The following is a 13,108-nucleotide window of genomic DNA, read 5'->3' on the forward strand; positions in this document are numbered from 1 at the left end:
CCACCCCGGCGCCGACGACCCCCCGCTGGAACCGGCGAGACGCCAGCCCACCGAACGCCCGCCCGCCTCGCCGCGGGACGGCCAGGCCATCGCCCGCGCGGCCGCGGAGCCGACGGGAGGCCGGCCCGGCCACCCACCCGCGGAGCCGACGGACGACCGACCCACCGGCCCGCGCCCGGGACTCCGACGCACAGCCGCCCCGGATGCCGAGCCCGCCGCGGCCGGCAGCGGGCCGCACGAACCGGGCCCGCGCCACCGGCGTAACCGGCCCGCGACCGGTCCGTCCGGCCGCGGGCCGGGAGCGGATGCGACCCCGGGCTGGCTTCCGGCCGCGCGGGCTGTCGATGCCACGCCGCCGGCCGAGCACGCGCTGGACGGGACGGGCGACCCACCGGAGCCGCCGGCCCGGCGCCGCGCCGTCCTCGTCGCCCTGGCGGTAACCGCGGTGGCCTCGGCGGGGGCACTGGTCGCCGGGCTGCTGAGCTGGCCGCCCGAGCCGGCCGACCCGAGCCGCCCGGTCAGCCCGGCCGAGTCCGATCGGCTCGCGGCGCTGCGGGTCACCAACCAGCGGGACGTCCGCGCGGGCGTACGCGTCTCGGTCGGTACGGGCCACGCCCGCACCGAGCTGGTCGGCTGGGTGGACTGGGCCCGGCCGCTGGTCTACCTGGAGGTCGGCGGCCCGGGTGCGGGCGCCGAGCGGGGTCTGGCCCAGGCCACCTCGTCGGCGGTGGTGCTGCGCCCGGACCCGGCGCCGACGTCCACTCCCGCCCGGCCGCCGCTGGTGCCGCCGGCCGACCACTGGCGGCTGCGGGACCGGCCGCCAGGAGGTGCCGTGGCCGCCGTGCGTGACCTGCTGCTCGGCCTCGGCGCGGCCCAGACCGACCCGGTGTCGGTCGAGGCCCGCTGGCTGGGCCGGGACACCATGGACGGCACGCCGGTCGACATCCTCCGGGCCCCCCTGCCGGCGGACCCGCCCGGCCCGGCCGTCGAGGCCGCCCGGCAGCCCCGCCTCTGGCTCGACCGGGACGCCCGGCTGCACCGGCTGGAGGGGCGGCTGCATGACGGCAGGCCGATCACCGTGCAGCTGGAACGCAGCGACCGGCCCACGCTCCACCCGGTGGATGCGCTGGGCGGCCGACCGGGCCTGCCGCGCGCGCTCGCCGACGGGGAGGTCGACCGGCTGGCCCGGATGCCCGCCCGGCTGCGGGCTGCCGGGGGCGCCACGGTGACGCTGACCGCCCCGCTCGGCCCGACCGCCAACCTGCGTGGTGCCGGGTGGCTGAGCTGGGCGGGGTCCGGCGCGTACCTGGCGGTCGGGGAGGCCGACACCGCCGGGCGCCGGACGCTGCTGCGGTGGCACGGCGGGCGGGTGGCCCGGGCGGAGGTCCCCGCGGCCGGCCCGGCGGCGGAATCGCCGGCCGCACCGCCGCTGCCGCCACCGGCCGGGATCACCTGGTCGGCCGCCCGACCCCCCGGCGACGACCTGGACCGGCTGCTGGGGGCCGCGCTGCGGGCCGGCGCCGTGGCGGTGCCGGGCCAGTCGGCGGTCCGGCTGCGCGGCGACCAGGTGGCCGACCGCACCGTGGACGTCATCGAGGTACGCACCGGCCCGGCGGCGCTGCGCTACTGGGTGGACCTGAGCGGCCTGCTGCGCCGGCTGGAACTGCGGACCGGGCGGGGCGTCTGGGCCCAGCTCGAGGTCAGTCCCGGCCGAGTGCCGGCGCTGCCGGGCGCCGCCGCACCGGCCCGCCCGAAACCCCGTTGACGGGGCTCACGGACGCCAGCCGGTCCGGGCGGCCCACTCCTCGGCGCGCAGGTGCTCCTCGTCGAACCAGGGGTCCTTCAGCGTCCCGTAGGTGGCGCTGTCCGGGGCGGTGGCCGCCAGCTCCCGCTTCACCTCCAGGTACGCGGCCCGCTGGGCCGGGTCGGCGCGCAGGTGGTCGCGCATCATCAGCGCGTACCGCCAGCCGGGGGAACCGGCGACACGCAGGTGCAGGTAAGCCGGGCGGCCCGGGTCGGCGTTGCCGTGCAGCCGCTTCGGCCAGCGGGCGCTGCCGGCCGGGCGCGGGTTGTCCCACCACTCGCCGGGCAGCCGGGGGAATCCGGCGTCGGCGAGCCGCTCGGCGAGCGGCCCGTCCGCCTCCTCCAGCGACGGCACGGTGAGCTGGATGTCGACGACGTCCTTGGCGGCCAGCCCGGGCACCGCGGTGGAGCCGATGTGGTCGACGCGGAAATCCGTCCCGGCCGCGTGGCGGATCCGGGCGGCCAGCCGGGCGTACTGCTGGGGCCAGGTCGGGTCCGGCTCGCTGAGCACCACCCGCTCCGGCCGGACCGCGCGACGCTCGCGGACGTTGCGCTCGTAGGGCACCAGGCGGTCGCGCCACAGCCCGTCCACCGCGGCGTGCAGCTCGTCCTGGGTGCCGTCGTTGGTGAGCAGCACGTCGGCCGCCGCCTGCCGGCGGGCGTCGTCGGCCTGCGCGGCGATCCGCCGCTCGGCCTCCGCGCGGTCCATGCCCCGGTCGCGCGCCAGCCGCTCCAGCCGGGTCGTCACCGCCGTCTGCACCACGACCACCAGGTGGTACGTCGGCGCGAGCCCCACCTCCACCAGCAGCGGCACGTCGTTCACCACGACGGCATCGGGGGGTGCGGCGGCGACCAGCTCGGCGGTGCGGGCCCGGACCCGGGGATGGGTGATCGCCTCGAGCCGGCGGCGGGCGGCCTCATCGCCGAAGACCAGCGCGCCGAGGGCGGCCCGGTCCAGCGCGCCCCGCGGGTCGAGGACCCGCTCGGAGAAGGCGGCGACGATCTCGGCCAGCCCCTCGCTGCCCGGGGCGACCACCTCGCGGGCGATCCGGTCCGCGTCGACGATCACCGCGCCGAGCGCGGCGAGCCGGTTCGTCACCGCGCTCTTGCCGGACCCGATACCGCCGGTCAGCCCCACCTTCAGCACCGGACCAGTCAACCCGATCACCCCGGCGGAGCCAAATTCACCCGGCCGGTACGACGGGACCTGGAAACGGCGCGGGCCCCGCCCCCGCGGCCCGGAGGAACCGGATCGCGGGGACGGGGCCCGTCGTCGTCAGCGACGGCTCCAGGTGCGCGGCGTCAGACGCGCCGAGCTGGAGTTGTCACAGGTGTCACTTGCCGCCGGCGAGCTTCTCCCGCAGAGCGGCGAGCGCCTCGTCGGTGGCCAGGGTGCCGGCCGGCTCCTCGGCCTGACGGCTCGGGGCCGTGGTCGTGGTGCCGGACACGGCCGGAGCCGGGTTGGCAGCGGCCTCGGCGTCGGCGGCCCGGGAGGACTGCACCTGCTTGGTGTGCGCCTCCCAACGCTGACGCGCCTCGGCGTACTGCTGCTCCCACGTCTCGCGCTGCTTGTCGTAGCCCTCGAGCCACTCGCCCGTCTCCGGGTCGAAGCCCTCCGGGTAGATGTAGTTGCCCTGCTCGTCGTAGGTCGCGGCCATGCCGTAGAGGGTCGGGTCGAAGTGCTCCTCGCCCTCGACGAAGCCCTCGTTGGCCTGCTTGAGCGACAGCGAGATCCGGCGACGCTCCAGGTCGATGTCGATGACCTTGACCATGACCTCGGAGCCGACCTGGACGACCTGCTCCGGGATCTCCACGTGGCGCTCGGCCAGCTCGGAGATGTGGACCAGGCCCTCGATGCCGTCGTCCACCCGGACGAAGGCGCCGAACGGCACGAGCTTGGTGACCTTACCCGGCACGATCTGCTGGATCGCGTGGGTGCGGGCGAACTGACGCCACGGGTCCTCCTGGGTCGCCTTCAGCGACAGCGAGACCCGCTCGCGGTCCAGGTCGACGTCCAGGACCTCGACCTCGACCTCCTGGCCGACCTCGACGACCTCGGACGGGTGGTCGATGTGCTTCCAGGAGAGCTCGGAGACGTGCACCAGGCCGTCCACGCCGCCCAGGTCGACGAACGCGCCGAAGTTGACGATCGAGGAGACGACGCCCTTGCGGACCTGGCCCTTCTGCAGCTTGTTGAGGAACTCGGTGCGCACCTCGGACTGCGTCTGCTCCAGCCAGGCCCGGCGGGACAGAACCACGTTGTTGCGGTTCTTGTCCAGCTCGATGATCTTGGCCTCGAGCTCGCGGCCGACGTACGGCTGCAGGTCGCGCACCCGCCGCATCTCCACGAGCGAGGCGGGCAGGAAGCCGCGCAGGCCGATGTCGAGGATCAGACCACCCTTGACGACCTCGATGACCGAGCCGCGGACGACGCCGTCCTCGTCCTTGATCTTCTCGATCGTGCCCCAGGCCCGCTCGTACTGAGCCCGCTTCTTGGAGAGGATCAGCCGACCCTCCTTGTCCTCCTTCTGGAGGACGAGGGCCTCGATGTGGTCACCGACCGAAACCACCTCGGCCGGGTCCACGTCGTGCTTGATCGACAGCTCCCGAGAGGGGATCACGCCCTCGGTCTTGTAGCCGATGTCGAGCAGGACCTCGTCCCGATCGACCTTGACGACGGTGCCTTCGACAATGTCGCCGTCGTTGAAGTACTTGATGGTCTCGTCGATCGCGGCGAGGAAAGCTTCCTCAGAGCCGAGGTCGTCGACGGTGACCTTGTTGGCGCTCGAGGTGGCCTCGATGCTGCTCGTCATGTGGGCGGTTGCTCCGGTCGGATGGGTTGTCACAGCAGGCGTGGCGTCGCGGTGACTCTTCCGCGCCAGCGGATCCGTCGCCGGGCACACCGAACGATCGCCGTGAGAAGATCATTAGTGGCTCCGGTGACCGCACACCTGCTCCCTGCCGAGGCACACGATCCGCGAGCGCATCGTCTAGCCTACCCGCTGCATTACCACAGCGTGCAAGCCCTCCCAGGTCCCCGCGACCTCGTCAACTGCGAAAGCGGAGATTTCGCGCGGTAAGGGGCCACAGCTGTCTCGTCCGTCACATGCGTCACAGCCGTCCCAGCGGGTCCGGGGTGGGCCGCCGCCGGTTCACCCGGACGGGGGCCTAGCGTGAGCGGGTGGACGACGACAGGGTGACCCGGCGCCGGGTGGGCGCCGCCGAGATCCGCCGGGCCAACCGCGGCTGGTGGGACGGCGACGCCGACGACTACCAGGCCGAACACGGCTCGTTCCTGGGCGACGTGGACTTCGTCTGGTGTCCGGAGGGCCTGCGCGAGACCGACGCCCGGCTGCTCGGCGACGTCGCCGGCCGCCGGATCCTCGAACTCGGCTGCGGCGCGGCCGCCGCCGCCCGCTGGCTGGCCGCCCAGGGTGCCCGGCCGGTCGCCCTGGACCTGTCCGCCGGCATGCTGCGGCACGCCGCGCAGGCCGCCGCGCGCACCGGCGTACGCGTGCCGCTGGTGCAGGCCGACGCCCTCGCCCTACCCTTCGCCGACGGGGCGTTCGACACCGTCTGCACCGCGTTCGGCGCGATCCCGTTCGTGGACGACTCGGCGGCGGTGATGCGGGAGGTGGCCCGGGTGCTGCGCCCCGGCGGCCGCTGGGTCTTCTCGGTCACCCACCCGATGCGCTGGATCTTCCTGGACGACCCGGGCGAGGGCGGGCTGACCGCCGTGCACTCGTACTTCGACCGCTCCCCCTACATCGAGCAGGACGAGCACGGGGTGGCCACGTACGTCGAGCAGCACCGCACCCTCGGCGACCGGATCCGGGAGCTGGTCGGCGCCGGGTTCCGCCTGCTGGACCTGGTGGAGCCGGAGTGGCCGGCGGGGCACGAGGGGATCTGGGGGCAGTGGAGCCCGCTGCGCGGCCGGCTCTTCCCCGGCACCGCCATCTTCGTCGCGGAGAAGCCGGCCGCCGGGTAGCCGTCGTTTCCGTGCGCCGCCCCGGGGTACCCGGACCACATGGCTGAGAAGGAGGAATTCCGCAACGGCGACCACGTCTCCTGGGCCAGCCACAGCGGCCGGGGGCGCGGCGTGGTCAAGGAGAAGCTGATCGACCGGACGCACGTACGCGGGCACGCCGTGAACGCCTCACCCGAGGACCCGCAGTACCGGATCCGCAACGACCACTCGGGTCGGGACGTCGCCCACCGACCGGAGGCGCTGCGCCGTGAGCCGAAGTGAGGGTGGCCGGGATACCTATCAGGAGTTCACCGATGCCGTGAACATGAGGCCCGGTGAACTCCGGACGTGGCTGGCGACCGACGAGTCGAAGCACGTCGGCTGGCGGAGGAAGGGCAGCCAGGGCGCCGAGTCGGTCGGTCACGAGTCCGGCCGGAAGATCATCGAGCTGCTGCGCCGCAAGCGCGGGGACCTCTCCGCCGCCGACTACCAGCACATGCGCAAGGTCGTCGGGTACGTCCGGCGGCACATGGCGCAGCGACCGAGCGGGGACGTCCGGGCGACCCGGTGGCGATACTCCCTCATGAACTGGGGCCACGACCCCGTCAAGGCCCCGCTTCCGCCGCCCGGCGGCCCGTCCCGGAAGGCCCTGCAGCGGCACGGCGCCCCGCCGAAGGAACGCCGGGGACCGGGACGCTGAGCCGGGCCACGACGGGCCGACGTCCGCCCCGTCCCCGCCGGGGCGGGCGGTCAGTGGTCGGCGCTGTTCCAGTCGCGGCCCTCGCCCACGGAGACCTCGAGCGGCACCGACAGCGGGTAGGCCTCCCCCATCTCCTTGCGGACCAGGGCCTCCAGGGTCTCCCGCTCGCCGGGGGCGACCTCGAAGACCAGCTCGTCGTGCACCTGGAGGAGCATCCGGGAGCGCAGCCCGGCGTCGCGCAAGGCGGTGTCGACGTGCAGCATGGCGACCTTGATGATGTCGGCCGCCGAGCCCTGGATCGGGGCGTTGAGCGCCATCCGCTCGGCGATTTCCCGGCGCTGCCGGTTGTCGCTGACCAGGTCGGGCAGGTAGCGGCGGCGACCCAGGATGGTGGAGGTGTAGCCGTCCTGCCGGGCCCGGGCCACCACTTCCTGCAGGTAGTCGCGAACCCCGCCGAAGCCGGCGAAGTAGTCCTCCATCAGCCCGCGCGCCTCCTCGGTGCTGATCCCGAGCTGCTGGGACAGGCCGAACGCGCTCAGCCCGTAAGCCAGGCCGTAGTTCATCGCCTTGATCTTGCGCCGCTGGTCGGCGGTGACCTGCTCGACGGGCACGCCGAAGACCGAGGAGGCGGTGGCGGCGTGGAAGTCGCGACCGGAGTTGAACGCCTCGATCAGCGCGTCGTCCGACGACAGGTGCGCCATGATCCGCATCTCGATCTGGCTGTAGTCGGCGGTGAGCAGGCGCTCGTAGCCCCCGCCGACCACGAAGGCGCGGCGGATCCGCCGCCCCTCCTCGGTGCGGATCGGGATGTTCTGCAGGTTGGGCTCGGTCGAGGAGAGCCGCCCGGTGGCCGCCACCGTCTGGTTGAACGTGGTGTGGATCCGGCCGTCGTCGGAGACCGACTTGAGCAGCCCGTCGACGGTCGACTTGAGCTTGGCGACGTCCCGGTGGCGCAGCAGGTGCGCCAGCACCGGGTGCGGCTGCTGGGCGTAGAGCCACTGCAGGGCGTCGGCGTCGGTGGTGTAGCCGGTCTTGATCTTCTTGGTCTTGGGCAGGCCCAGCTCACCGAAGAGGATCTCCTGGAGCTGCTTGGGCGAACCGAGGTTGAACTCCCGCCCGACCGCCGCGTAGGCGCCCTGGGCGGCGGCCTTCACCTCGGCGGCGAAGTGCGCCTCCAGCTCGGAGAGGTATTCGGTGTCGGCGGCGATGCCGGTGCGCTCCATGGTGGCGAGCACCCGCATCAGCGGCAGCTCGACGCCGGCCATCAGCCGGGCGGACTGCTCGCCGTCGCGGGACAGCTCGGCGTCGATCGCGTCGGCCAGGTCGAGGGTGGCCCGGGCCTGGAGCATCAGGTTCTGCTCGGCCTCGCCGTCGTTGCCCAGCCCGTCGAGGGTGAGCTGGCCGCTCTCCGGGGCGTCGACCCGCAGCTCCCGGTGCAGGTAGCGCAGCGCCAGGTCGGTCAGGTCGTAGGAACGCTGATCGGGGCGGGCCAGGTAGGCGGCGATCTGGGTGTCGCGGGAGATGCCCTGCAGGTCCCAGCCGTGCGCGGCGAAGGCCAGCACCGCCGGCTTGCTGTCGTGCAGCACCTTGGGGCGGGCGCCGTCGGCCAGCCAGCCGGCCAGGCCCGCCTCGTCGGCGGCCGCCAGCCCCGTCGGGTCGAACCAGGCGGCCGCGCCGGCGGCGGTGGCCAGCGCCATCCCGGTCACCGAGGCGGTGTGCCGCCGGTTGGGGCCGGTGTCGAGCTTGACCGCCACGCCGACCGGGGTGCCGGCCGGGGCGTGCGTCGCCAGCCAGCCGCCGAGGGCGCCGGGCTCGGTGAGCACCTGCCCGGCCAGCTCGAAGCCGGCCTCCGCCTCCGGCTCGACCGCCTCGAGGTACTGGTAGAGCCGGTCGCGCAGGATGCGGAACTGGAGGGTGTCGAAGACCTGGTGCACGGCCTCCCGGTCCCAGCCCTGCCAGCGGGTGTCCTCGGGGCGCAGCGGCAGCTCCAGGTCGGAGACCAGGCAGTTGATCTCGTAGTTGCGGATCACGTCGGCGAGCCGCTCGCGCAGGCTGTCGCCGGCCTTGCCCTTGATCTCGTCGGCGCGGGCGATGACGCCGTCCACCCCGCCGTACAAGTTGATCCACTTGGCCGCGGTCTTCGGGCCGACGCCGGGGATGCCGGGAAGGTTGTCGCTGGTCTCGCCGACCAGGGCGGCCAGGTCGCGGTAGCGCTCCGGGCCGACGCCGTACTTCGCCTCGACCGCGGCCGGGTCCATCCGGGCCAGGTCGGAGACGCCCTTGCGGGGGTACAGCACGGTGACCTTGTCGCCGACGAGCTGGAACGCGTCCCGGTCACCGCTGGTGATCAGCACCTCCATGCCCTGGTCACGGGCCTGGCAGGCGAGGGTGGCGATGACGTCGTCGGCCTCGTAGCCCTCCTTCTCCACCACCGGGACGCGCAGCGCCGCGAGGACCTCCTTGACCAGGCTGACCTGGCCCTTGAAGTCGGTCGGCGTCTCGCTGCGGCCCGCCTTGTACTCGGCGTACTTCTCGGTGCGGAAGGACCGCCGGGAGACGTCGAAGGCGACCACGATGTGGGTGGGCTGCTCGTCGCGGAGCACGTTGATCAGCATCGAGGTGAAGCCGTAGACGGCGTTGGTCGGCTGCCCCGTGGAGGTGGAGAAGTTCTCCACCGGCAGGGCGAAGAACGCCCGGTATGCCAGGGAGTGTCCGTCGACGAGGAGCAGGCGCGGCGTCGTAGCTGTCACGGCAGCGACTCTAGTCCGTACGCCCGACAACCCGGGGATGGCGGCACCGCAAAGCCGGCGGCCGGCCGCCCCAACGAGGGACGACCGGCCGCCGACGGTACGACTCAGGCCACGCCGAGGTACGCCTCCTTGACCGCCGGGTCGTGCAGCAGGTCCCGGCCGGTGCCCTCCTTGACGATCCGGCCGGTCTCCAGCACGTAGCCCCGGTGGGCGCGGGAGAGCGCCTGCTGGGCGTTCTGCTCCACCAGCAGGATGGTGGTGCCCTGCTCGTTGATCCGGGTGATGATCTCGAAGATCTGCTGGATCAGCATCGGCGCGAGACCCATCGAGGGCTCGTCGAGCAGCAGCAGCCGCGGGCGGGCCATCAGCGCCCGGCCCACCGCCAGCATCTGCTGCTCACCGCCGGAGAGCGTGCCGCCGGCCTGCTTGCGCCGCTCGGCGAGCCGGGGGAAGAGGTCCAGGACCATCTTCATGTCCTCGGCGACGCCCGACCGGTCCCGGCGGGTGTACGCCCCCATCTCCAGGTTCTCCTGGACGGTCATCCCGGGGAAGACGCCCCGGCCCTCGGGCGCCTGCCCGATGCCCCGGACCACCCGCAGGTCGGCCCGCATCCGGGTGACGTCCGTGCCGTCGAAGACGATCGAGCCGGACGCCGCCGGGCGCAGCCCGGAGATCGCCCGCATGGTGGTGGTCTTGCCGGCGCCGTTCGCGCCGATCAGCGCCACCACCTCGCCCTCGTTGACGTGCAGGCTGATCCCGTGCAGCGCCTGGATCCGCCCGTACAGCAGGGTCAGGTCCTTGATCTCAAGCAGCATCGGTGGGCACCCCCAGGTACGCGGCGATCACCTTCGGGTCCTCGCGGACCTCGGCCGGCAGGCCCTCGGCGATCTTCTTGCCGAACTCCAGCACCACGATCCGGTCGGTCACCCCCATGACCAGCCGCATGTCGTGCTCGATGAGCAGCACGGTAGTCCCGTTGTCCCGGATCTTGCGGATCAGCCCGAGCAGTTCCTCCTTCTCCGCCGGGGTGAAGCCGGCAGCCGGCTCGTCCAGGCAGAGCAGGGTGGGGTTGGTGGCCAGGGCCCGGGCGATCTCCAGCCGGCGCTGCTCGCCGTACGAGAGGTTGCGGGCCAGGTCCCCGGCGCGGCGCTCGATGCCGACGAAGCGCAACAGCTCGTACCCCTTGTCGCGGCCCTGCCGCTCCTCCCGCCAGTGCCGCGGCAGCCGCAGCATCGCGGAGATCACGCTGGTCTTGTGGTGGGCGTCCGCGCCCACCATCACGTTCTCCAGCGCGGTCATCTCCGGGAAGAGCCGGATGTTCTGGAACGTGCGGGCGATGCCCGCCTTGGTGATCCAGGACCGGCGCTTGCCGTTGGTCCGCTGCCCCTTGAACCGGATCTCGCCCTCGGTGGGCCGGTAGACGCCGGTCATCGCGTTGAAGCAGGTCGTCTTGCCGGCGCCGTTCGGGCCGATCAGGCCGAGGATCTCCCCCTTGTACAGGGTGAAGGCGACGTCGTTGAGGGCGACCACACCACCGAAGCGGAGGGTGACGTGGTCGACCTCCAGCAGCGGCTCCCGCCCGGCCGGGGCGGCCGCACCGGGGGTGGGCTCCACCGGCGTGTCCGCGCCCTTCTCCGGCGGGGTGCCGACGGTGGCACGACCGTCGTCGGCGATGTCCCGCTCGCTGGTCTCGTCCCGCTCGCTGTGCATCTGCGGCTCACTCATTGGGCACCGTCTCCTGGGGAACCGCTTCCTTGCGTCGGTCGGCGAACTCGGCCGCCCGACGCCGGTTGGGCACCAGACCCTGCGGCCGGAAGATCATCATGACGATGACCACCAGGCCGAAGACCAGGATCCGGTACTCGGCCGCGTCGAATTCGACCCCGATCATGCCGCCCAGGCCGCGCAGCCACTCCGGCAGGTACCAGGTGATCGCGCCACCGGCGATCGCGCCCTTGAGGTTGCCGGCGCCGCCGAGGATGACCGCGGCGAGCACCAGGATCGAGCTCTCGAGTTGGAAGCTGTCCGAGTTGATGAACGTCTGCTTGCCGGCGAAGATCGCGCCGGTCAGGCCGCCGACCGCCGCGCCGATGGCGAACGCCCACAGCTTGTACTTGAAGGTCGGCACGCCCATGATCTCCGCGGCGTCCTCGTCCTCGCGGATCGCCACCCACGCCCGGCCGACCCGGCTGTTGACCAGGTTCCGCATCGCGAAGATGATCACGATGATCACCGTCAGGATCAGCCAGTAGTAGGGCTTCGAGTCCACCACGCTGAACAGCGGCTTGCCGTCCGAACCGGTGCCCGGCGGATGCGGCACCTGCGGGATACCCCGCTGGCCTTGGAGCAGGCCGTCCTGCCGGGCCGCGTAGAGGCGGATCATCTCGGCGAAGCCGAGGGTCACGATGGCCAGATAGTCGCCGCGCAGCCGCAGCGTCGGACCGCCGAGGATGACGCCGGAGATCATCGCCACCCCGATCGCCACCGGCACCGCGGCCAGCCACGGCCAGTTCGTCCCGAACCGGCTCTCCGGCGAGGTCAGCAGCGCCACCGTGTACGCGCCGACCGCGTAGAAGCCGAAGTAGCCGAGGTCGAGCAGACCGGCGAAACCGACCACCACGTTGAGGCCCACCGCCAGCAGGACGAACACCGCGGTGTCGAAGAGCACCGCCGCAAAGTCCGAACGGGTGGTGTAGAGGGCGAAGTACTCGCTGCCGATCGGGAAGCCGAGGTACTCGTAGAACCACTTGTTGGGCAGGATGTAGAGGAAGACCACCAGCGCGGCGAGGCCGACCCAGCGGACCTGCTTCGGCATCGCGTCCCAGCGGCTGCGGAACGCCGACATGCGTCCCTTTTCCGAGGTGGCGGTCATGCGCGCGCCCTCCCGAGAGATTCGCCGAGCAGGCCGGTGGGCCGGAACATCAGCAGCACGATCAACAACACGAACCCGGTGAAGTCCTTCCAGTCTCCCCCGAAGAGACCGGCGGCGTAGTTCTCCACCACCCCGAGCAGCAGGCCGCCGAGCAGCGCGCCGCGCAGGTTGCCGATGCCGCCGAGCACCGCGGCCGAGAAGGCCTTGAGGCCGATCAGGAAGCCGACGTTGAACTTGGTGAAGCCGAACCGGACGTCCCACAGCAGGGCGGCCACGCCGGCCATCAGGCCGCCGAGGACGAAGACCAGCAGGATGACCCGGTTCTTGTTGACGCCCATCAGGGCCGCGGTGTCCGGGTCCTGGGCAACGGCCCGGATGCCGCGACCGAGCCGGCTGCGGTTCACAAACTGGTCCAGCCCGACCATCATGATCAGCGTGACACCGAGGATCAGCAGCTGCAGGTTGGTGACCCCCGCGCCGAACAGGGTGAAGACCGTCTTCTGCGGGATCAGGTCCGGCATGCCGAACGGTGCCCGGTGGGTGCCGATTCCGAACGACTCGGAGAGCACGAAGGACGCGCCGATCGCGGTGATCAGGAAGGCCAGCGGCGGGGCGTTGCGGCGGCGCAGCGGCCGGTAGGCGACCAGCTCGACGACCACGGCGGTGGACGCCGAGGCGACCATCGCGACGGCCAGGCCGGCGAGGACCGCCACGATCAGCGGGCCGAAGGCCGGAGCCGCGGTGTTCTGGTTGTACCCGAGGGCCTCCCAGGTCCACAGGGCGGTGAAGGTACCGACCATGAAGACCTCGGAGTGGGCAAAGTTGATCAGGCGCAGGACGCCGTACACCAGGGTGTAACCGAGGGCCACGAGCGCGTAGATCGCGCCCTGTTCCAGCCCGGTGATGGTCAGCGCCGGGAGGTTCCCGAAGAGCTCATCGAAGTTCAAGTGGGGGCTCCAACTGTGCGGCCAAGCGGTGCGGCCGGGAGGAAATCACTCCCGGCCGCACGCCTGGTG

The 13,108-nt window shown here is 72.6% G+C and carries 11 protein-coding genes; 4 read left to right on the forward strand and 7 right to left on the reverse strand.

The genetic code is table 11. The features are described from left to right. The first annotated feature begins 445 nt into the window (after window positions 1-445). A complete protein-coding gene (locus ACFYOS_RS09150) occupies window positions 446-1,765 on the forward strand; it encodes a hypothetical protein (RefSeq protein WP_387137425.1) in 1,320 nt (439 codons plus the stop codon). 6 nt (window positions 1,766-1,771) lie between these two features. Here the strand turns inward: ACFYOS_RS09150 and coaE are convergent, their stop codons facing one another. Together coaE and rpsA are read right to left on the reverse strand one after the other, a co-directional pair. Next, on the reverse strand, window positions 1,772-2,950 hold the full coding sequence (gene coaE / locus ACFYOS_RS09155; protein WP_387137909.1) for a dephospho-CoA kinase: 1,179 nt from the start codon (window positions 2,948-2,950) through the stop codon (window positions 1,772-1,774). Window positions 2,951-3,137: 187 nt separating this feature from the next. Further along, complete coding sequence (rpsA, locus tag ACFYOS_RS09160) at window positions 3,138-4,616, reverse strand: 30S ribosomal protein S1 (RefSeq protein ID WP_387137428.1); 1,479 nt, start codon at window positions 4,614-4,616, stop codon at window positions 3,138-3,140. A gap of 368 nt (window positions 4,617-4,984) precedes the next feature. Between rpsA and ACFYOS_RS09165 the strand changes: the two genes are divergently transcribed. Genes ACFYOS_RS09165 through ACFYOS_RS09175 form a run of 3 tightly spaced genes read left to right on the forward strand, consistent with a single transcriptional unit; the run spans window position 4,985 to window position 6,470 of the window. After that, complete coding sequence (locus tag ACFYOS_RS09165) at window positions 4,985-5,791, forward strand: class I SAM-dependent methyltransferase (RefSeq protein WP_387137431.1); 807 nt, start codon at window positions 4,985-4,987, stop codon at window positions 5,789-5,791. A gap of 39 nt (window positions 5,792-5,830) precedes the next feature. Further along, window positions 5,831-6,052: a DUF2945 domain-containing protein gene (locus ACFYOS_RS09170; RefSeq protein ID WP_387137434.1), complete on the forward strand. Its 222-nt coding sequence runs from the start codon at window positions 5,831-5,833 to the stop codon at window positions 6,050-6,052. Continuing rightward, the gene (locus tag ACFYOS_RS09175) at window positions 6,039-6,470 is read left to right on the forward strand and encodes a DUF3140 domain-containing protein (protein WP_387137437.1); all 432 of its coding nucleotides are present in this window, start codon (window positions 6,039-6,041) and stop codon (window positions 6,468-6,470) included. Before ACFYOS_RS09170 ends, ACFYOS_RS09175 begins: the two co-directional genes overlap by 14 nt. Before the next feature lie 50 nt (window positions 6,471-6,520). Here ACFYOS_RS09175 and polA read toward each other — a convergent pair whose 3' ends face one another. From polA to ACFYOS_RS09200, 5 genes are all read right to left on the reverse strand, one after another. Next, the gene (gene polA / locus ACFYOS_RS09180) at window positions 6,521-9,220 is read right to left on the reverse strand and encodes a DNA polymerase I (protein WP_387137440.1); all 2,700 of its coding nucleotides are present in this window, start codon (window positions 9,218-9,220) and stop codon (window positions 6,521-6,523) included. A 104-nt stretch (window positions 9,221-9,324) separates the two neighbouring features. After that, entirely contained in the window at window positions 9,325-10,035 is a 711-nt protein-coding gene (locus tag ACFYOS_RS09185; protein ID WP_387137443.1) for an ABC transporter ATP-binding protein, read from the reverse strand. Next, a complete protein-coding gene (locus ACFYOS_RS09190; protein WP_387137445.1) occupies window positions 10,025-10,945 on the reverse strand; it encodes an ABC transporter ATP-binding protein in 921 nt (306 codons plus the stop codon). The genes ACFYOS_RS09185 and ACFYOS_RS09190 overlap by 11 nt, the downstream gene beginning before the upstream one ends. After that, entirely contained in the window at window positions 10,938-12,092 is a 1,155-nt protein-coding gene (locus ACFYOS_RS09195) for a branched-chain amino acid ABC transporter permease (RefSeq protein WP_387137448.1), read from the reverse strand. Before ACFYOS_RS09195 ends, ACFYOS_RS09190 begins: the two co-directional genes overlap by 8 nt. Next, a complete protein-coding gene (locus ACFYOS_RS09200) occupies window positions 12,089-13,039 on the reverse strand; it encodes a branched-chain amino acid ABC transporter permease (protein WP_387137451.1) in 951 nt (316 codons plus the stop codon). Before ACFYOS_RS09200 ends, ACFYOS_RS09195 begins: the two co-directional genes overlap by 4 nt. Between the last annotated feature and the right edge of the window lie 69 nt (window positions 13,040-13,108).

The organism is Micromonospora sp. NPDC005806 (genome assembly GCF_042871425.1).
Lineage (GTDB): Bacteria > Actinomycetota > Actinomycetes > Mycobacteriales > Micromonosporaceae > Micromonospora.